Origin of the sequence: Streptomyces sp. NPDC032161, from assembly GCF_040636995.1 — a bacterium.
Taxonomy (GTDB): domain Bacteria; phylum Actinomycetota; class Actinomycetes; order Streptomycetales; family Streptomycetaceae; genus Streptomyces.
Genome location: NZ_JBEZVN010000019.1, coordinates 84707 through 103480 on the forward strand (window position 1 = coordinate 84707; position 18774 = coordinate 103480).

Annotated in this window: 17 protein-coding genes, 1 tRNA gene and 2 pseudogenes; 11 read left to right on the top strand and 9 right to left on the bottom strand. The window is 70.3% G+C overall.

The genetic code is table 11. The features are described 5' to 3' along the window. Positions 1-212: 212 nt before the first annotated feature. From AB0E67_RS25810 to AB0E67_RS25820, 3 genes are all read left to right on the top strand, one after another. Positions 213-295, top strand: a tRNA-Leu gene (locus tag AB0E67_RS25810). A 399-nt stretch (positions 296-694) separates the two neighbouring features. Next, positions 695-2416, top strand: a complete 1722-nt coding sequence (locus AB0E67_RS25815) for a histidine kinase (protein WP_362030920.1) — start codon at positions 695-697, stop codon at positions 2414-2416. A gap of 33 nt (positions 2417-2449) precedes the next feature. Next, positions 2450-3109, top strand: coding sequence for a response regulator transcription factor (locus AB0E67_RS25820; protein ID WP_360105725.1), 660 nt, complete (start codon positions 2450-2452; stop codon positions 3107-3109). Positions 3110-3323: 214 nt separating this feature from the next. On the opposite strand, the pseudogene AB0E67_RS25825 reads toward AB0E67_RS25820, so the two are convergent. Then, a pseudogene (locus AB0E67_RS25825) lies at positions 3324-3482 on the bottom strand (helix-turn-helix domain-containing protein); the annotation flags it as partial. A 65-nt stretch (positions 3483-3547) separates the two neighbouring features. Between AB0E67_RS25825 and AB0E67_RS25830 the strand changes: the two are divergent. The 4 genes and pseudogenes from AB0E67_RS25830 to AB0E67_RS25845 all read left to right on the top strand — a co-directional run. After that, a pseudogene (locus AB0E67_RS25830) lies at positions 3548-4076 on the top strand (hypothetical protein); the annotation flags it as partial. Between the two features lie 238 nt (positions 4077-4314). Continuing rightward, positions 4315-5754, top strand: coding sequence for a DUF2252 domain-containing protein (locus AB0E67_RS25835; protein ID WP_362030968.1), 1440 nt, complete (start codon positions 4315-4317; stop codon positions 5752-5754). Between the two features lie 68 nt (positions 5755-5822). Further along, positions 5823-6773: a J domain-containing protein gene (locus AB0E67_RS25840; RefSeq protein WP_362030922.1), complete on the top strand. Its 951-nt coding sequence runs from the start codon at positions 5823-5825 to the stop codon at positions 6771-6773. 46 nt (positions 6774-6819) lie between these two features. Beyond that, positions 6820-7164 (top strand): rhodanese-like domain-containing protein, encoded by a 345-nt coding sequence (locus AB0E67_RS25845; RefSeq protein WP_362030924.1) that lies wholly within the window; start codon positions 6820-6822, stop codon positions 7162-7164. A 280-nt stretch (positions 7165-7444) separates the two neighbouring features. Here AB0E67_RS25845 and AB0E67_RS25850 read toward each other — a convergent pair whose 3' ends face one another. The 6 genes from AB0E67_RS25850 to paaA form a co-directional block, all read right to left on the bottom strand. Further along, the gene (locus AB0E67_RS25850; RefSeq protein ID WP_362030926.1) at positions 7445-8668 is read right to left on the bottom strand and encodes an acyl-CoA dehydrogenase family protein; all 1224 of its coding nucleotides are present in this window, start codon (positions 8666-8668) and stop codon (positions 7445-7447) included. 203 nt (positions 8669-8871) lie between these two features. After that, positions 8872-9930, bottom strand: a complete 1059-nt coding sequence (locus tag AB0E67_RS25855) for a 2Fe-2S iron-sulfur cluster-binding protein (protein ID WP_362030928.1) — start codon at positions 9928-9930, stop codon at positions 8872-8874. Further along, positions 9931-10443, bottom strand: coding sequence for a 1,2-phenylacetyl-CoA epoxidase subunit PaaD (paaD, locus tag AB0E67_RS25860; RefSeq protein WP_362030930.1), 513 nt, complete (start codon positions 10441-10443; stop codon positions 9931-9933). Next, a complete protein-coding gene (gene paaC / locus AB0E67_RS25865; RefSeq protein WP_362030932.1) occupies positions 10437-11138 on the bottom strand; it encodes a 1,2-phenylacetyl-CoA epoxidase subunit PaaC in 702 nt (233 codons plus the stop codon). The genes paaD and paaC overlap by 7 nt, the downstream gene beginning before the upstream one ends. Then, complete coding sequence (gene paaB, locus AB0E67_RS25870) at positions 11135-11425, bottom strand: 1,2-phenylacetyl-CoA epoxidase subunit PaaB (RefSeq protein WP_073790700.1); 291 nt, start codon at positions 11423-11425, stop codon at positions 11135-11137. Before paaB ends, paaC begins: the two co-directional genes overlap by 4 nt. After that, positions 11422-12435 carry a 1,2-phenylacetyl-CoA epoxidase subunit PaaA gene (gene paaA / locus AB0E67_RS25875; RefSeq protein ID WP_362030934.1) on the bottom strand — a complete coding sequence of 338 codons (1014 nt, stop codon included), beginning with the start codon at positions 12433-12435 and terminating at the stop codon, positions 11422-11424. Before paaA ends, paaB begins: the two co-directional genes overlap by 4 nt. Positions 12436-12553: 118 nt before the next feature. Between paaA and AB0E67_RS25880 the strand changes: the two genes are divergently transcribed. The 3 genes from AB0E67_RS25880 to AB0E67_RS25890 all read left to right on the top strand — a co-directional run bounded on the left by AB0E67_RS25880 (position 12554) and on the right by AB0E67_RS25890 (position 15455). Continuing rightward, positions 12554-13384 (top strand): DUF5819 family protein, encoded by an 831-nt coding sequence (locus AB0E67_RS25880; protein WP_362030936.1) that lies wholly within the window; start codon positions 12554-12556, stop codon positions 13382-13384. Further along, positions 13381-14694 (top strand): HTTM domain-containing protein, encoded by a 1314-nt coding sequence (locus AB0E67_RS25885; RefSeq protein WP_362030938.1) that lies wholly within the window; start codon positions 13381-13383, stop codon positions 14692-14694. The genes AB0E67_RS25880 and AB0E67_RS25885 overlap by 4 nt, the downstream gene beginning before the upstream one ends. 74 nt (positions 14695-14768) lie before the next feature. After that, entirely contained in the window at positions 14769-15455 is a 687-nt protein-coding gene (locus tag AB0E67_RS25890) for a TrmH family RNA methyltransferase (protein WP_362030970.1), read from the top strand. Between the two features lie 208 nt (positions 15456-15663). On the opposite strand, the gene paaN is transcribed toward AB0E67_RS25890, so the two are convergent. After that, positions 15664-17364 carry a phenylacetic acid degradation protein PaaN gene (paaN, locus tag AB0E67_RS25895; RefSeq protein WP_362030940.1) on the bottom strand — a complete coding sequence of 567 codons (1701 nt, stop codon included), beginning with the start codon at positions 17362-17364 and terminating at the stop codon, positions 15664-15666. A 124-nt stretch (positions 17365-17488) separates the two neighbouring features. Here paaN and AB0E67_RS25900 point away from each other — a divergent pair, with 124 nt between their 5' ends. Further along, the gene (locus AB0E67_RS25900; protein WP_362030942.1) at positions 17489-18082 is read left to right on the top strand and encodes a TetR/AcrR family transcriptional regulator; all 594 of its coding nucleotides are present in this window, start codon (positions 17489-17491) and stop codon (positions 18080-18082) included. An 82-nt stretch (positions 18083-18164) separates the two neighbouring features. Here the strand turns inward: AB0E67_RS25900 and AB0E67_RS25905 are convergent, their stop codons facing one another. Next, positions 18165-18671, bottom strand: a complete 507-nt coding sequence (locus tag AB0E67_RS25905) for an Lrp/AsnC family transcriptional regulator (RefSeq protein ID WP_351631255.1) — start codon at positions 18669-18671, stop codon at positions 18165-18167. Positions 18672-18774 lie beyond the last annotated feature (103 nt).

An 18774-nucleotide genomic window follows, 5' to 3' on the forward strand; every position in this document is an offset into this window, starting at 1 on the left:
ACCTCTCACACGGATCGTAGAGGCGGCCTCCTGACAGTGTCCCGCACAAGGGGGGTACTGGGGAGGAGTGGGGGCGGCCGCTCGGCGTTCCCTCTCCCGCCATGCCTTCGGTGAAACAACGGATGTGAATCCACCCTGTCCAGCGTGCTAATCTTCCGGATGTCGCCAGGCGATCGCACCAAACGGTGGGAGAGCCCGGAAACACCACTCATGCGCGAGTGGCGGAACGGCAGACGCGCTGGCTTCAGGTGCCAGTGTCCTTAGGGACGTGGGGGTTCAAATCCCCCCTCGCGCACAAGGAAGAAGCCCCACGGATCAAACGATCTGTGGGGCTTCTTCGTTCCCGGGTTTCCGTGACTTTTTCGGTGCTTCCGATGGTTTCGGCGCTTCCAGGGCCTTCCAGGGCCTTCCCGTGCTTCATGGCGTTGGCTCGGTTCGCTTGGTTTGCCTGGTTCGGTGGGTTCGCTGGGTTCACGGCGTCCGTGGCGTCCACGGCGTTCGCTGTGCTCTCCGTCGCTTCTTGGTGTTTCGGTGCTGTGTTGTGCAGGGCTTTTCGGTGACTTCTGGTGTTCGCAGGGCTGCATGCGGTTCATGAAGCTTGCGGGGTTCGTGCGTCGGGTGACGACTTTCGTCGTGGGCAGGTGCGACGAAAGTGGGGCGTCGTACGCATACAGGACTGTCTAGGGTGCGGAGCGTGTACGCGATATCGAAGCTCCGGGCCGGGTGGCGATGGTGGGCCGCGCCCGAGCTGTGGTCCCGGCGCAGGACAGCCGGCGAAGCGGTACTGGCCGCGGTCCTGGGGCTGCTCGCGGCCGGTACGGAAGAACTGCTGAGCAGCGGGAACCTGCGTCTGTGGACGGTGTCGGCCGCAGTCGTGGTGCTGTCCCTGATGAGGCGCCGACTGCCCGTGACGGTGCTGGTGGTGACGTCCGCCCTGGCCGGTCTGTCCGGCGGCTTCGCGTTGTTGCTGATGGTCGTGGCGTGGAGTTCCGGGCGCAGGATCGCGGGGGCGGGGCGGGCCCTGGGCGCCTTCACCGCCTCGTACGTGTTCTACGTCGGGCTGGCCGTCGCCGTGAGCTCGTCGTCGCTGTGGCCCCTGACACAGGTGCTGTTCACCACCCTCTACTTCCTGGCGACGACCCTCGTGCCCGGCCTCGCCAGCCGGTACTGGACACAGCGCCGGACCCTGCTGCACGCCCTCCAGGAGCGCAATGCCCAGCTCATTCGGGAGCGGGCCATGATCGTGGGCCAGGCGCGGCTCATGGAGCGCCAGCGAATCGCGCAGGACATGCACGACAGCCTCGGTCATCAACTGGCGCTCATCTCCGTCCATACGGGGGCGCTGGAGGTCGACCGGGAGCTGACGGGGCGGCAGCGGGAAGTGGTCGGGGTACTGCGGGATGCCTCGGTGCACGCGATGCACGAATTGCGCGAGGTCGTCGGCATTCTTCGGGACGGTGTCGAAGCACCTGCGCACGGTGCCGAGAGCGGGCAGCCGACGGCGCGCGGAACGGCGGGCATCGAGGAACTGACGGACGCCGCGCGGGCCGCCGGGAGTGCGGTGGAACTCCGCAGGACCGGAGAGGTGCGGGAGCTCGCGGGTCCCTCGGACCGTGCGGCCTACCGCATCGTCCAGGAGGCGCTGACCAACGCGTACAAGCACGCGCCGGGTGCGGCAATCACGGTCGAGCTGCGCTACGAGCCGGACTCCTGCGTCGTCGAGGTCGTCAACGGACCGCCGAGCGATGCGCAGCTCGCGGTGGAGGTGGTCAGCGGCGGGCAGGGACTGCCCGGTCTGCACGAACGGGCCCGGCTGGTCGGCGGCATGGTGCACACGGGTCGGACCGAGGACGGGGGCTTCCGGGTGGCCGGAGTGCTTCCGTATGGCACCGAGGGGGCACCCGGTGGCGCGGTGGGGGCGCCGATGGTCGATGTGGAGGACGACTTTCGGCAGCAGTCGCAGAAGGCCCTGCGGGGGAACGGTGGTCCGGTCATGGACTGGACGGTTTCCGAGCGGGAGTTGGCGATGGGCGGCAACAGGAGAGGCACGGGCAGCGGGATCGCGCTGGGCTGCGGCATAGGCGTGGGAGCACTGGTGCTGCTGGTGCTGGCCGGCGGGTTCGGCCTGTACTTCCTGACGACGGAGCTGGACAAGGCGACGATCGACCCGAGCCAGTACCAGTCGATCAAGATTGGGGCGGCCGAGGACGAGGTGCGGGAGCAACTGCCCGACGGCGATACATTCGTTGCGACCGGACTGGACCGTAAGGGGCCCAAGAAGCCGGCCGGGGCGCGGTGCCTGGTCCTGATGTCCTCCGAGCTGGGCGACGACCTCAACACCGAGCCCGTGTTCCGGTTCTGTTTCCGGGACGGCAAGCTGATCGAGAAGAGGTCCTACGAGGTCGTCGGCAGATGAGGCGCCCAGGACGAGCGCGGGGGTGCGAGTGAAGTGACGGGGCAGCCGATCAGGGTCGTCATCGCTGACGATGAGCCCCTCATCCGGGCCGGGATACGGATGATCCTCACCTCCGATCCGTCCATCGAGGTGGCCGCGGAGGCGCCGAACGGACGTGAGGCCGTCGAGCTGGCCCGTGCCCACGCGGTGGATGTGGTGCTGCTCGACCTGCAGATGCCGGTGATGGACGGGCTCACGGCACTGGCGGAGCTGCGCACGGCGGCGCCGAAAGCGCGGGTGATCGTGCTCACGACGTTCGGGGAGCGGGAGAACGTCCTGCGGGCGCTGGAGCAGGGGGGTGCAGGCTTCCTGCTCAAGGACACCGCCCCGGCGGAACTGATCCAGGCCGTGCGGGCGGCGGCGGCCGGGGACGCGTATCTCTCCCCCGGCGCCACCCGGCACGTGGTGGATCAGCTCACTCTGGGGCGGGCCGCGGTGCGGGGCGAAGAGGCGCGGCAGCGGGTCGCGGCCCTCACCGGGCGGGAGCGCGAGGTCCTCGGACTGCTCGGGGAGGGGCTGTCCAACGCGGACGCGGGCCGACGCCTGCATATGAGCGAGGCGACCGTGAAGACGTATGTGAGCCGGATCCTGGCGAAGCTGGGATGCGAGAACCGGGTGCAGGCCGCGTTGCTGGCGAGGGACGCCGGGTTGTAGGCGGGGAGCGCGGGCCTGCGGGTGAGGGAAGCCGGGTCGTGGACGGGCCGCCCGGCGTTGTACGGGGCGGTGGCGAACCCGTTCGATCCATGGCGAACTCGGTCGAGCCCTGGGGTCTTGTTTCACGTGAAACACCCCATTGGGGATGTTCTCGCGGTTGCGGCGGTCTCACACGTACGAGTCCCGGAACGCGTGGATCCCGATGCGTCCTGCGTTGTCGCCGCGGGTCGTCCGGGTCCGGATGGTGTTCGACCAGCCCCAGTTTCTCCGGCTCGCCGATCTGTCGGCTGACCGTCGATTTGTCCAGCGTGTGGTGGGCGGCCAGGTCCGTCGCGCGGCAGCCGTGCCGGTCGTCGATGTGCGACAGCGGCGTCCTCAGGCCCGGGTGTCGCCGTCGGCTCCACCGCCGTCCTGCGCCATATCGTCACGCCGCTGCTGATGTGCGTCGGCATGGGGCTCGCCTACCTCGGCGCGTTCCACGCCCCTGAGCCGCACGATCCGCGGGTCGACGTGGTCGGGGTGGGGGGGGCAGTGAACAAGTGCTCGCGCAGACCCCGCAGGACGAGAGCGACGGTGCACAGAGAGTTCGGACGGCCCCGGACCGCGCGACCGCGGTGAATCACCTGGCGACACAGGAGAGTTACGGTGCCTATCTGCAGGGGAAGCGCCCCGAGCTGCTGGTGGCGAGCGCGTCCTCCGACACCAGTGCCACGGTGGCCGAGAAGGTCTTCACGAAGGTCGCCACCGAACACGGGCACCCTCTGAAGGCGACCGGCACGGCCCGACCGCGGACGGCGACCCGACTGGGCAGGGCATCTTCTTCCTGCTGGTCGCGCTGAGCATCTGCTCCTGCGCGTCGGTCGCGGTCATCGGTGGCGCGGGCGCGGTGCTCGCGCTGCGGGTCAGGGCGGCGCCGGCGATCGCCGCGTCCTTGGTGGTGAGCCTGATCGGGGCGGTTTTCGCGGGTGGGGTCCACAGGCCGGCAGGCGGTTTCCACCGGGTTGTCCACAGGGGGAGACGGACTTCGGCCGACAGCGGTAGCGTCGTCGCGGTTGATCTGCGACAAGGCACCGGGCCGGTGCGCAGGACAGAGTCGGGGGAGGCTGCGCGCCATGCGTGAAATCGAAGTGCCAGCTCTGGAGCGGGGGACGGCGCCGGGGCGGGGTACGGCGTCTGATCGGGCCGCGGTGGCGGTCCGGGAGTCGATGCCGGAACAGCGGGCTGCGACAGGGGAGCGGCGTATCCCGGTAGTGCCCGGATTCGCGCCGCGGGCGTTTGCGGCGGCCAAGGGTTCCGGCAAGGCATCGCGGTCGCTCAAGGCGGCGGGCAAGGCGCTGCGGGAGCGGGTGTCCAGGGCCTCGCATTCCTCCTTGGTTCTTCCGTCCGGGCGGCCCGATGCCGTGCAGGCGGTCGAGCGGTCGAATCTGGGCAGGGTGCCCGCCCTCGCGCCGATACGGGTCGGACGGATGGCGGCCACGCCGTTCGCCTTTCTGCGCGGCTCGGCCGGGTTGATGGCGCATGACCTGGTGGGCACGCCGGTCAGCCGGGTGGGCGCCCAGCTCTGCGGCGACGCCCACGCCGCCAATTTCGGGTTGTACGGGGATGCGCGTGGCAGCCTCGTCATCGACCTGAACGATTTCGACGAGACCGTGTTCGGTCCCTGGGAATGGGACCTCAAACGCCTTGCCACCTCCCTTGTACTGGCCGGGAGGGAGGCCGGTGCGGACGAGGACACCTGCCGTCGGGGCGCGTACGACACGGTGGGCGCGTACCGGCGGACCATGCGGCTGCTGGCCGGGCTGCCCGCGCTCGACGCCTGGAACGCCATCGCGGACGAGGAACTGGTCTCGCACACGGACGCGCGGGATCTGCTCGGCACGCTGGAACGCGTCTCGGAGAAGGCCCGCAGCAACACCAGTGCCCGTTTCGCCGCCAGGTCCACCGAGGACTCCGGTGACGGGGGGCGCCGCTTCGTCGACGCCCCTCCTGTGCTGCGGCGGGTGCCGGACGAGGAGGCCGCGGCGGTGGCGGCGGGGCTCGGTGACTATCTGGGCACGATCTCCGAGGACATGGTGCCCCTCCTCGGCAGGTACGCGATACACGACGTGGCGTTCCGGGTGGTCGGCACGGGGAGCGTCGGCACCCGGTCGTACGTGGTGCTTCTGCTCGACCACCGGGGCGAACCCCTGGTGCTCCAGGTGAAGGAGGCGCGGCCCTCCGCGCTCGCGCCGTATCTGCCGGCCGTCGGGTTCGACGTTCCGGAGGTGGCGCACGAGGGGCGCCGGGTGGTGCTCGGGCAGAGGCGGATGCAGGTCGTGAGCGACATCCTGCTGGGTTGGGCGACCGTGGACGGACGTCCGTACCAGGTGCGGCAGTTCAGGAACCGCAAGGGCAGTGTGGACCCGGCGGCCCTGGCGGCCGACCAGGTGGACGACTACGGCCGGATGACCGGGGCATTGCTGGCGCGTGCCCATGCGCACAGCGCCGACCCGAGACTGATCGCCGGATACTGCGGCAAGAACGACGAACTGGACGAGGCGGTGGCGGCATTCGCTGTGACGTACGCGGACCGTACGGAGGCGGACCACGCGGAGTTGCTGCGGGCCATAGCGGCGGGGCGGATAGCCGCCGAACCGGGCGTGTAGGCGCGCGCAGGGGGGCGCTCCGTCACCATGCGTCCTCGGGGCGGTGGTGATGGCCATACGCTGGACGGGTGACGCACGAAGCCGCCGGGGTGCCGACCACCCGGAACGACGATGACCGGCAGGACAACGGCCAGCAGGACGAGCCGCATGCGCAGACCGAGCAGGACGGTCGGTCGGCCGGTGGTGGTCCGGGGACCGATACCGCCGCCGGGAGCGGTGGAGCCACGGACAGGACGGCCGAGGAGGCGAGGCCCGAGGCGCGGCTGGCCAGGGCCGTGCGGGTGGCGGAGCAGGCTCTGATCGAGTTCGAGATCGCGGTGGAGACCTTCCGGGTCGAGGTCGAGAACTTCTCCCGGTTGCACCACCAGAAGCTCGGCCCGATGTACGCCCGCCTCGACGAGCTCGACGCGCGGATCGCGGAGACCCGGGCCGCCAGAACGGGGGACCCCGAGGATCTGCGCAAGGCGCGTGAGGCCCGGGCGGCCGTGATGCCGATGCCGGGTGTCGACGAGCTGTTCCACGACTGGATCGACTCCGACGGGCTGTCCCCCGAGGCGGCGGCGATGCTGACCGAGCAGCCGGTACGGCCGCCGAAGCGGGTCCGGCCGACCGACGAGGCGCGCAAGCTCTATCGCGAGCTGGCACGCAAGGCCCACCCGGACCTGGCGCAGGACGAGACGGAGCGGGCGCGCCGGGAGGAGTTCATCACCCGGGTCAACGCCGCTTACGGACGCGGTGACGAGGCGTTGTTGGAGGAGCTGGCGCAGGAGTGGGCGGCGGGTCCGGTGGTGCCGGAGGTGGAGCTGAGCGAGAGCGAGGAGCTCTACGCGCGGCTGAACTGGCTGACCCAGCGCAAGGAACTCCTGACGGTTCTGGCACGGGAGCTCGAGGAGAGCGCGATCGGCGCCATGCTGCGGATGGCGCCCGACGACCCGGACCGGTTGCTCGACGAGATCGCCGAACAGCTGCTGGCCGAGGTCGCCCGGCGTGAGGAGGAGCTGGCGGGACTGGTGCAGTAGCGTTTCTGGTGACCCAGGAGCGTACGTACGAGAGAAGGCACATCCCATGAATTTCGCCCCGCTGCCCTCGGTGGATGCCGCGGCGGTCCCGTCGGACGGCTTCGTGCTGGACGTCCGGGAGGACGACGAATGGGCGGCCGGGCACGTCGAAGGTGCCCTGCACATTCCGATGAGTGACTTCGTGGGGCGTTTCGGTGAGCTGACCGGGGCCGTCGAGGACGGTCGGCGCGTGCATGTGATGTGCCGGGTCGGCGGTCGGTCCGCCCAGGTGACCCAGTACCTGGTGGGACAGGGCATCGACGCCGTGAACGTGGACGGCGGCATGCTCGCCTGGGACGGTGCCGGACGCCCCATGGTCACCGACAACGGCAACGCCGCCGTCGTGCTCTGAAGCGGTCCTGAGGCGCTCTGAGGCGATCCGGAGGAGCCCTGGCCTCCGTTTCCTGGAGCAGAGGGGCGCGCAGCCCTCCGGGGTCGGTTCCCGGGACCACCGGGATGTCTGGGCCTCCGGAGCGGTTCGGCCCCGTCGCCGTGCGGGCCTCGTGCGGTACGGGCCCGCTGTGGTTCGGGCCGACTGTGGTTCGGTTTCCGTACGGCACGGCGCCGATGTCGTTCGGCGCGGCGGCGGTGCCTTTCTCGGTTCCTTTCCGCCGGGTGGGGCGCTGGTCGGGTCAGCCGAGCAGGTGCGCGGCCAGCAGGTCGCCCAGTGCTTCCTCGTGCGCGGCAGCCGGACCGAGGGAGAGTTCCACCTGCTTCGCCCAGGCATGGAACCGGTGCAGGGAGTAGTCGGTGTCCGCACCGAAGCCGCCGTGTACATGCTGTGCGGTTTGCACGACCCGGCGGACGCCCTCCGAGGCCCAGATCTTCGCCACGGAGATGTCCCCCTCGACCGGCAGGGCGCCGTCGGCCGCGGTGGACAGGCGCCAGGCCGCCTGCCAGAGCGTGACCTCCATGGCCCGAAGGTCGATGTAACGGTCTGCGGCCTGCACGGCGACGGACTGGAAGGTGGCGATCGGATGACCGAACTGCTCGCGTCTCCCCGCGTATGCGCTCGTCATGCCGAGCACGGCCTCGCCCAGCCCCAGCGCGAGCGCGCAGGTCCCGGTGGTGAGCAGGGCGCGCAGCCATTCCCAGGCCCCGGCGGTGTCGATCAGCGCCTCGCCACCGACACGTACCGCGTCCAGCCGGACCTCGGCGAACGGTTCACCGCTGGTGGAGAACTGCTCGGCCAGGGTGACGCCTTCCTGTGAGGGGCGGACCAGGGCGATGACCGTCCGGCCCTCCTCCGTACGGGCGGGGACCGCAATCCGGTCCGCGGACGCCGCCCACGGCACCCCCGTCTGTACCCCGTCCAGCACCCGAACGGTGTCGTCACCCTCGCGGCCGGACGCATCACGGCGATCATCGCCGGGAGCACCGCCCGGGGTGTCACCGGCGCCTCGTCCCGCGACATCGCGAGGGACGGTCCGGGCGGTGACGGCGAGTTCCGCCGGGTCGTGGCCGGAGCGGCCGTTGGCACCGACGGTGAGGACCAGTTCCCCTCGGCCGACCCGGGGCAGAAGGCCGGAGGCCGACGCCGGGTCGCCGTAGCGCTGGAGCGCCATCGCGACGGCGTATGTCTCCAGCAGCGGTACCCGCGCGAGCACCCTGGCGGATTCCCGCAGCACCAGGCAGAGGGCGACGAGGTCGAGACCTGCCCCGCCGTGTTCCGGTGACAGGGGCAGACTCAGCAGGTCGCTCGCGGCGAGCCGGGCCCACAGGCTCCGGTCGATGTCCTCCGCCACGGCGCCCGGTACGAGGGCGGGGCTGGGAACGCCGTCGGGTGCGACACCCGAGAAGACCGCTTTCGCCGCCTCCGCGGCCGCTCGCTGTTCCTCGGTGAAGGTGAAGTCCATCGTCCCTGCCTCCCGCGAACCGCCGCTCCCGGATCCCATGTCTGACGGTCCGTCAAGATAGAACAGGTTCTATGAGAAGGGAACAGGAGAACGCGCGAGTGCGCACGGCGAGACGGAGGAGCGAGGTGAGGCGGGGCGGGTGAAGCGGCATCGAGCGGCGCCAAGTGGTGCGAGGCGGCGTGGGGTGGGCGGTTCGGGTGCGCTCAGCGGTCGAAGTCCAGCTCCACCTCCGGTGTCGCCGGATGTGACTGGCACGCCAGCACGTATCCCGCGTCCGTCTCCTCGGGTTCCAGTGCGAAGTTGCGGTCCATCCGGACCTCGCCCGAGACCAGGAACGCCCGGCAGGTCCCGCACACACCGCCCTTGCAGGCGTACGGCGCGTCGGAGCGGCTGCGCAGAACCGTCTCCAGCAACGACTCGCCCTCCTGCACGGGCCAGGTGCCGGAACGGCCGTCCAGGGTCGCCGTGAGCCTACTGTGGGCCGGTGCTTCGGGCCGGGGCCGGGTGGCCGAGCCCGGGGCGTCGTCCACATGGAAGATCTCCTGGTGGATGTGCGTCCGGTCGACACCCAGGTCGCGCAGCGCCCCTTCCGCCGCCTGCACCAGGCCGAAGGGGCCGCACAGATACCAGCCGTCCATCTCCGCCACCGGGAGCAGCGCGGGCAGCAGTCGGCCGAGCCGGTCCCGGTCCAGTCGGCCGGAGGGCAGACCCGCCTGCTGTTCCTCCCGGGAGAGCGCCGTTACCAGCTGGAATCTGTCCGGGTAGCGGTCCTTCAGGTCGGCGACCTCGTCCAGGAACATCGTCGATCCGGCTGTCCGGTCGCTCCGGATCAGGCAGAAGACGGCGTCGGGCTCCCGCTCCAGCAGCGTCGCCGCGATGGACAGCACCGGTGTGATCCCGCTGCCTCCGACGATCGCCGCGAAGCGCCCGGGGCGCGGCACGAGCACGAATCGGCCCATCGGGGGCATCGCCTCGATCATGTCGCCCACGGAGAGTTCCTTCAGCGCGTAGGTGGAGAACGCGCCGCCGTCGACGAGCCGGATCCCCACGCGCAGCACCGGGTCGGCCGGTTCCCCCGTGGCCGGGGAACAGATCGAGTACGAGCGGCGGATCTCCTCGCCGTCGACGGTGTAGCGCACGTTGAGGTGCTGACCGGGCTTGTGGCGGAAGGTGTCGCGCAGCTCGGGCGGCACGGCGAGGGTGACGGCCACCGAATCGTCCGTGAGCCGTTCGATCGCGTGGACCCGGAGCGGATGGAACATCTACAACTCCTTGAAGTGGTCGAACGGTTCGTGACACGCCACACACCGCCGCAGCGCCTTGCACGCGGTGGAGGAGAACCGGCTCAGCAGCTCCGTGTCGGTCGAGCCGCAGTGCGGGCAGCGCACCGAGAGCGCGAGCGGTACCGGGCCGGTGCCGGGAACCGCGGACGCGGCGCCGTGCGGGCGCGGGGGCGCGATGCCGGACTCGGCGAGCTTGCGCCGTCCTTCCGCGCTGATGTCGTCCGTGGACCATGCCGGGGAGAGCACGGTGACCACGCAGACCTCCGGTATGCCGTGGTCGTTCAGCACCCGCTCGATGTCGGCGGACATGGCCTCGATCGCCGGGCATCCGGTGTACGTCGGGGTGAGACGCACGGTGACCCGTCCGGGTGCGAGCACCTCCACGCCCCGCAGCACCCCCAGTTCGTCCAGGGTCAGCATGGGCATCTCGGGATCGGGCACGGAGCCCGCCAGCCGGTGCAGTTCCGCTTCGAGAAGGGTCTCGGTCACCATGTCGCCCCCGGATGGCTGCGATGCAGATGCTGCATCTCGGCGAGCATCCGGCCGAAGGGTTCGGTGTGGATGCCCTGGCGTCCCGCACCCGCCGTCCACGCCGTGGACCGCGGGCCGTCCGGCACGGTCAGCGTGGCCCGTTCCAGCACGTCCGTGACGGATTTCGACCAACTGTCCTGCAGTGAGGGCCAGTCGACCTCCACTCCCTCGACGGGCTGGAACAGCTCACCGGTGAACCGCCAGAGTGCGTCCACGGCGCGCTGCATCCGCTCATGGCTCTCGTCCGTGCCGTCGCCGAGCCGCAGGGTCCATTGCTCCGCGTGGTCCAGGTGGTACGCGACTTCCTTGACCGCCTTCGCGGCCAGGCCGGCGAAGGGGCCGTCGCCCGCCGCGAGCCGCTCGTACAGCAGGTGCTGGTAGGCGGAGAAGTAGAGCTGCCGGGCGATGGTCTGGGCGAAGTCGCCGTTCGGCTGCTCGACCAACTGGACGTTGCGGAACGCGCGTTCCTCGCGCAGATACGCCAGCTCGTCCTCGTCGCCCGCGAGGGAGAGCAGCACACGTGCCTGCCCCAGCAGGTCCAGGGCGATATTGGCCAGCGCCACCTCCTCCTCCAGGACGGGGGCGTGACCGGCCCACTCCCCCAGCCGGTGCGAGAGCACCAGCGCGTCGTCGCCCAGGGCGAGTGCCGCGGTCACAGGTGCTTCACCCCTTCGGGGATGTCGTAGAACGTCGGGTGCCGGTACGGCTTGTCGGCGGCCGGTTCGAAGAACGAGTCCTTCTCGTCCGGCGACGACGCCGTCACCTGGGCGGACGGGACGACCCAGATGGAGACGCCCTCGGAGCGGCGGGTGTACAGATCGCGTGCGTTGCGCAGGGCCATCTCCGCGTCCGGGGCGTGAAGGCTGCCCGCGTGGGTGTGGGACAGACCGCGGCGCGAGCGCACGAACACCTCCCACAGCGGCCATTCGGTCGAGCTGCTCATGCCGTCGCCTCCCCGTTCCGTACCGGTGTGTGCTTCGCGGCGTACGCCGCCGCCGCGTCCCTGACCCAGGCGCCTTCCTCGTGCGCCCGGCGGCGCCGGCCGAGGCGCTCTTCGTTGCACGGGCCGTTGCCCTTGAGGACCTCCTGGAACTCCGCCCAGTCGATCGCCCCGAAGTCGTGGTGCCCACGCTGTTCGTTCCACCGAAGGTCCGGATCCGGGAGGGTGAGTCCCAGGGCCTCGGCCTGCGGGACGCATATGTCCACGAAGCGCTGCCGCAGCTCGTCGTTGGAATGCCGCTTGATCTTCCAGGCCATCGATCGTGCCGAGTGGGCGGACGCGTCGTCCGGCGGACCGAACATCATCAGGGACGGCCACCACCAGCGGTTCACCGCGTCCTGAGCCATCTCGTGCTGGGCCGGGGTGCCGCGGCTGAGGGCGAGCAGCAGCTCGTACCCCTGACGCTGGTGGAACGACTCCTCCTTGCAGATGCGGACCATCGCCCGCGCATAGGGGCCGTAGGAGCAGCGGCAGAGCGGCACCTGGTTGGTGATCGCGGCGCCGTCCACCAGCCAGCCGATCGCTCCGACGTCCGCCCAGGTCAGCGTGGGGTAGTTGAAGATCGACGAATACCGTTGGCGGCCCGCGTGAAGCTTGTCCAGCAGCTCCTCGCGGCCGACGCCGAGCGTCTCGGTGGCGCTGTACAGATAGAGCCCGTGCCCTGCCTCGTCCTGCACCTTGGCCATCAGGATCGCCTTGCGGCGCAGCGAGGGTGCTCGCGAGATCCAGTTGGCCTCCGGCTGCATGCCGATGATCTCGGAATGGGCGTGCTGGGCCATTTGCCTGATCAGCGAGGCGCGGTAGGCGTCCGGCATCCAGTCACGGGGCTCGATGCGCTCGTCCGCCGCCACCGCGGCGTCGAAGGCCGCTTCGAGCGCCTCGTCCGCTTCGCCGGCCCCCTCGGGCCCGCCTGCTCCCGTCTGCGTCGTCTGGCCCGCAGTCACTGCCGTCATCCCGGACTCCCTACCGACCGACCGATCGTTCGGTTCGTTGTCTACAATGGTGAGTCGGCGGCCCGTAGGGTGTCAACCCTGTGGACAACTCACCGGGATCGACGGGGATCGGGGCGGGATGGATTCGTACGACGAAACGGACGGCGAGAGCGGAGACGGGGGAGCCGGGCCGGGGCGGCAGTGGCGCGGAGCGGGGCAGGGAGAGGACGCGCCGACCGGTGCCGCCCCGGGGCCGGGACGCGCCTCCCCGGGTGGCGTGGCCGCACTCTCGCTGCCGTACCAGGCCGTCGCGGCGATCGCCCTGTCGGTCATCGGACTTCTCGCCTGCGGCCACCTGGCCATGGTCTTCCTGCACGTCGCACCGTCCAACACGCTGACCAAGCAGCACGGCGAAGCGGTCGACGACTGGATCTACCCGGAGTTCGAGCAGAACTGGAAACTGTTCGCCCCCAACCCGCTCCAGCAGAACGTGGCCGTGCACGTACGGGCCGAGGTGGCGGGGGAGGACGGCCGACGCACCACCGCCTGGATGAGCCTGACCGGTGAGGACACCGAGGCGATACGCGGAAACGTCATACCCAGCCACATCCACCAGAACGAGCTGCGACGCGCCTGGGACTTCTACATCAACTCCCACGACAACGAGAACCGGGCGAACGGCGTGCGCGGCGAACTGTCCGAGCGCTACCTGCGCCGCATCACGATGCTGCGCCTCACCGGACACGACTACGGCGGCACCGTCGAGCGCATCCAGCTCCGTTCCGAGGTCCGGTCCGTCGGGGCACCCGCCTGGAGCAACGAGAAGATCAGCACCAAGCCGTCCTACCGGGTGCTGCCGTGGTGGACCGTGACCTCCGCCGATCTACCCGAAGACGCCGAGGACGCCGAGGACGCCGGGAACGCCGGAAAAGCGATGAGTGCCGGGAGCGCCGAGGGGGCCGACAAGTGAGTACGCTCTCCCTCGATCGCAAGCTCGCCCGCGCCGTCCAGCGCGTCACCTCCACGGCCCTCGGCCCGTACCAGAGCGCCGTCATCCGGATCGGATTCTCCGCCACCTACCTGCTGTTCCTGCTGCGCGAGATACCGAACCGCCATGAGATGTACGGCCCCGATGCCCCGTGGCGCTGGGACATGGCGCGGGAGCTCATATCGGGCAACCAGGCGTTCACCGCGCTCATGTGGTCGGACAGCACGGTCTGGTTCGAGATCGTGTACGCGGTCGCCCTGCTCTCGGCCGCGCTGCTGATGGTCGGATGGCGCACCCGCGCCGTATCGGTCCTCTTCATGGTCGGTGTGCTCTCCCTGCAGAACCGCAGCATCTTCATGGGCGACGGCGGTGACAACGTCATCCATCTGATGGCCATCTACCTCGTACTGACCCGCTGCGGGCAGGTGTGGTCGCTGGACGCACGACGCGCGGCCCGTACGGCACGCGCCGCCGGTCTCGCGGCCCTTTTGCCTCCGGTGGGTGCCGAGGCGCCGGGGCAGGTGGGCGCGCCCGCGAAGGCGAACGCCGACGACCCGGCGCGGCCGGTGCGGCGGGATGCGGTCGGCCCTGTTCTCTGGGGGGCGCTGGGCCTGGTCCTCATCGCGGCCACGCTGACCGACGGCCTCGGGGGCACCTGGTGGTTCCCGGTTCTTCTCTGGATCCTCTGGGTGGGCCAGGGGCTCTGGTGGATCGTGAACCGGCGGGCCCCGCACAGCGAGATGCGCACCCTGCTCGACATCGTGGCCAACCTCGCCCACAACGCCACCCTCGTCGTGGTCATGGCCGAGGTCTGTGTGATCTACGCGACGGCCGGCTGGTACAAGGTCCAGGGGTCGAGGTGGCAGGACGGCACGGCGCTGTACTACCCGCTGAAGCTCGACTACTTCGCGCCGTGGCCCGCGCTGTCGGACATCCTCGCGTCCAGCGGTGTGATCGTGATGCTGGTGAGCTACGGCACGGTGATCGTGCAGGTCGCCTTCCCGTTCACCCTGTTCAACCGGAAGGTCAAGAACGTCCTGCTCGCCGTCATGATCTGTGAGCACGCCGGCATCGCCCTGCTGCTCGGGCTGCCGTTCTTCTCCATGGCGATGATCGCCGCCGACTCCGTGTTCCTGCCGACCGCCTTCCTGGTGTGGCTCGGCGACCGGGTGGCCCACGGGCGGAGGCTGCTGTTCGGGCGGAAGGTGAAGGTGCCCGGTCAGCGGCGTTCCACCGATGCCGAGGAGGCCCCGCAGCAAGTCGGCGGCGAGGGTCATACGCTCGTCGGGTGAGTAGTGAGAACGGCAGCACGACCGGCGGTATCGGCCGCACCGGCAGCATCGGCGGGAATCCGCCGACCGATGAGCTGCCACGACCCGGGGCGTCGGGTGCGCCCGGACCGGCGGCGGAGCCCGTGCAGTACGACGACGGGTTCGGGCCGCAGGTCGGGGTGGGGCCGCATCCCCTGCCCTGGCCCGTGGACGAGCGGTACGACCCCGAGCTGCTCGCCCACGGGGACCGGCGCAATGTCGGCGACGCCTATCGCTACTGGACGCGGGAGGCGATCGTCGCCGACCTGGACCCGCGGCGGCACGACTTCCACGTGGCGGTCGAGAACTGGGGCCACGACTTCAACATCGGCTCCGTGGTGCGGACCGCGAACGCGTTCCTCGCCAAGGAGGTCCACATCGTGGGGCGAAGGCGCTGGAACCGGCGCGGTGCGATGGTCACCGACCGGTACCAGCACGTGCGGCACCACCCCGACACGGAGTCGCTGACCGCATGGGCGGCCGCGGAAGGGCTGCCGATCATCGGCATCGACAACCTTCCGGGCTCGGTTCCGCTGGAACGCACCGAGCTGCCGCGTCGGTGCGTGCTGCTCTTCGGACAGGAAGGGCCCGGGCTGACCGAGGAAGCCCGGGAGCACGCGGCGATGGTGTGCTCCATCGCGCAGTTCGGGTCGACGCGGTCGATCAACGCGGGCGCCGCCGCCGCGATCGCCATGCACGCGTGGGTGCAGCGGTACGCGGAGATTCCGGAGCCGGGCCAGTAGCCGGGGCAACAACACGGCAAGCCCCGCACCAGGAGTTCTGACGTGGGCGGGAACATCCGGCGAGGCCAGGCCGTGGATGCCGACGCGGGCGCGGGTACGGGTGCCGTTGCTGGTTTCCCGACGCCGGCCCCGGACCCGGCCTCGACCCATGGCCCTGCCCGAGCCCGGCCCTTGCCCCCCGGTCGGCTCCTCGGCTCCCGGACCGGCGTCACGCCTGGCGGCGGACTTCCACCATACGGAAGCGGTTGGCCACGAAGGCGCTGTCGCACAGGGCCGCGTTCGCTGCCGGGTTGCCGCCCGAGCCGTGGAAGTCGGAGAACGCCGCGGTCTGGTTGACGTACACGCCACCCGTGAGGTTCAGCGAGAGTTGGGCCGACTCGTCCAGGCAGACGTCCTCGACGGCACGCTCCACGTCCGGTGAGGTGGTGTACGCGCCGACGGTCATCGCGCCCTTGTCGCGGATCGTACGGCGGAGCAGTTCCACGGCATCGGCCGCCGAGTCGACGGCGACGGCGAAGGAGACCGGCCCGAAGCACTCCGACATGTAGTGCTCCGCGTCGTCCGGCTTGTTGCCGTCCAGCTTGACGATGACGGGCGTGCGGACCACGGCGTCGGGGAATTCCGGGTTGACCACCGTGCGGGAGGGCAGGGCGACCTCGCCCAGCCCCGCGGCCGCCTCCAGCCGGGCCTTCACATCGGGGTTGACGAGGGCGCCGAGCAGGGCGCCCGCCCGCGCGTCGTCCCCCAGCAGACCGTCGACCGCGGTGCCGATGTCGGCGACGACCTCGTCGTACGTCTTGTCGCCGGCGTCGGTCGAGATGCCGGCGCGGGGAATCAGCAGGTTCTGCGGGGTGGTGCACATCTGGCCGCTGTACAGCGAGAGGGAGAAGGCCAGATTGGAGAGCATGCCCCGGTAGTCGTCGGTGGAGTCGAGGACGATGGTGTTGACCCCGGCCTTCTCCGTGTACACCTGCGCCTGCCGGGCGTTGGTCTCCAGCCAGTCGCCGAAGGCCGTGGACCCGGTGTAGTCGATGATCTTGATCTCGGGGCGTACGGCGAGGGTCTTCGCGATGCCTTCGCCGGGCCGCTCGGCGGCCAGGGCGACCAGGTTGGCGTCGAAGCCCGCCTCGACGAGCACCTCGCGGGCCAGCCGGACCGTGAGCGCGAGCGGGAGCACGGCGCGCGGATGCGGCTTGACCAGGACGGGGTTGCCGGTGGCCAGCGAGGCGAACAGGCCGGGGTAGCCGTTCCACGTGGGAAACGTGTTGCACCCGATCAGCAGCGAGATGCCGCGCGGAGCCGCGGTGAACGACTTGTGCAGCCGGAGCGGATCGCGCTTGCCCTGCGGCTTGGACCAGTCGGCGCTCCCCGGCGTGCGGACCTGCTCCGCGTACGCGTACGCCACGGCTTCCAGTCCGCGGTCCTGGGCGTGCGGGCCGCCCGCCTGGAGCGCCATCATGAACGCCTGGCCGCTGGTGTGCATCACGGCGTGGGCGAACTCGTGGGTCCTGCCGCTGATCCGCGAGAGGATCTCCAAGCAGACCAGGGCCCTCGTCTCGGGGCCCGCCGTCCGCCACGCGGCCATGCCGGCACGCATCGCCGGGAGCAGCACGTCCAGGTCGGCGTGCGGATACTCGACGCCCAGCTCCGGTCCGTACGGAGACACCTCTCCGCCCGTCCAGCCGTCGGTGCCGGGCTGGCCGAGGTCGAGGCGGGTGTGCAGCACGGCGTCGAACGCGGCCTTGCCCTCGGCGGCTCCCAGGCTGCCGGGGGCTCCGCCCTCGCCGTACGCCTTCGGGTGCTCGGGGTGCGGGGACCAGTACGCGCGCGTACGGATCGCGTCGAGGGCCTGGTCGAGCGTGGGGCGGTGCTTCTCGGAAAGCAGATGCGGGGTGAGCTCGGCGGCCATGACGGACCAACTCCTCATCGAGCTGGGCAGGAACGGGTGGACAGAGTTAGAGTAACCGAACGATCGGTCGGGACAAGGGGGCCCGCCAAACCTGTGGACAAACTCGTAGGGGAGGATCGCGGACATGACCACGGCCAAGCGGGACACGTACACCCCGGAGACCCTGCTCACCGTCGCCGTCCGCGTCTTCAACGAGCGCGGCTACGACGGTACGTCGATGGAGCATCTCTCCAAGGCGGCGGGCATCTCCAAGTCCTCCATCTATCACCACGTCACCGGCAAGGAGGACCTGCTCCACCGTGCGGTGAGCCGGGCGCTGGACGGGCTCTTCGGGATTCTCGACGAACCCGGCGCCACGCAGGGGCGGGCGGTCGAGCGCGTCGAATACGTGACGCGACGGACCGTCGACGTGCTGATAGCCGAGCTGCCCTACGTCACTCTGCTGCTGCGGGTGCGGGGCAACACGAAGACCGAGCGCTGGGCGATGGAGCGGCGGCGCGAGTTCGACCAGCGGGTGACGGATCTGCTCGGGGCGGCCGTCACCGAGGGTGATCTCCGCTCGGACGTGGACATACGACTGGTGACGCGGCTGCTTTTCGGAATGGTCAACTCCCTGGTGGAGTGGTACCGGCCGCAGCCGGACGGCGGCGCCGACGGCGAGCGGCTGGCGGACACGCTCGTCCGGGTGGCCTTCGAGGGGATGCGGTCCAGCCGCTGAGACCTGCTGAGGCCTTCTGAGACCCGCTGGGACTGCTGAGGACCGGCGCCGGGGCCCGGGTCGGCGCCGATGCGGGCGTCGGTCAGGTGAGCTCGGTGGGCCGGTCCGGGCCCGGGGCCAGGTCCGTCTCCTCGAACACGAGCAGCGTGCGGGTGGAGAGCACCTCCGGAATGGACTGGATCTTCGTCAGGACCAGTTCGCGCAGTGACCGGTTGTCCGGTGTGTGCACCAGCAGCAGGACATCGAAGTCGCCGCTGACGAGGGCGATATGGGTCGCGCCCGGCAGGGCCTGGAGCTGCTCGCGCACGGTGCGCCAGGAATTCTGGACGATCTTGAGCGTGATGTAGGCGGAGGCGCCCTGGCCCGCCCGCTCGTGGTCCACGCGGGCGCTGAATCCACGGATCACGCCGTCGTCGATGAGCCGGTTGATCCGCGCGTACGCGTTGGCGCGGGACACATGGACGCGATCGGCCACCGACCGTATCGAGGCGCGGCCGTCCGTCTGGAGCAGCCGCAGGATGTCGCGGTCGACGGCGTCGAGCGGGCGGGCCGGCGGAATCCGGTCGGGTTCCGCGATCCCGTCGGCCATTTGTTCAGCTGCCATGTGCCCGCGCCTCCTCGTCCTGGACGACCTGCCCCTATCCCAGGCTGTGGATAACCGTTTGTCCACAGGCTGAAGGTGCCTGTAGCCA

Coding starts and splice junctions, on each gene's coding strand:
- paaN (WP_362030940.1), bottom strand. CDS start 17,364: ATGGCCGCCGAGCTCACCCCGCATCTGCTTTCCGAGAAGCACCGCCCC.
- AB0E67_RS25835 (WP_362030968.1), top strand. CDS start 4,315: ATGCCGGAACAGCGGGCTGCGACAGGGGAGCGGCGTATCCCGGTAGTG.
- AB0E67_RS25845 (WP_362030924.1), top strand. CDS start 6,820: ATGAATTTCGCCCCGCTGCCCTCGGTGGATGCCGCGGCGGTCCCGTCG.
- AB0E67_RS25850 (WP_362030926.1), bottom strand. CDS start 8,668: ATGGACTTCACCTTCACCGAGGAACAGCGAGCGGCCGCGGAGGCGGCG.
- AB0E67_RS25855 (WP_362030928.1), bottom strand. CDS start 9,930: ATGTTCCATCCGCTCCGGGTCCACGCGATCGAACGGCTCACGGACGAT.
- paaB (WP_073790700.1), bottom strand. CDS start 11,425: ATGAGCAGCTCGACCGAATGGCCGCTGTGGGAGGTGTTCGTGCGCTCG.
- AB0E67_RS25900 (WP_362030942.1), top strand. CDS start 17,489: ATGACCACGGCCAAGCGGGACACGTACACCCCGGAGACCCTGCTCACC.
- AB0E67_RS25880 (WP_362030936.1), top strand. CDS start 12,554: ATGGATTCGTACGACGAAACGGACGGCGAGAGCGGAGACGGGGGAGCC.
- paaD (WP_362030930.1), bottom strand. CDS start 10,443: ATGGTGACCGAGACCCTTCTCGAAGCGGAACTGCACCGGCTGGCGGGC.
- paaA (WP_362030934.1), bottom strand. CDS start 12,435: ATGACGGCAGTGACTGCGGGCCAGACGACGCAGACGGGAGCAGGCGGG.
- AB0E67_RS25905 (WP_351631255.1), bottom strand. CDS start 18,671: ATGGCCGACGGGATCGCGGAACCCGACCGGATTCCGCCGGCCCGCCCG.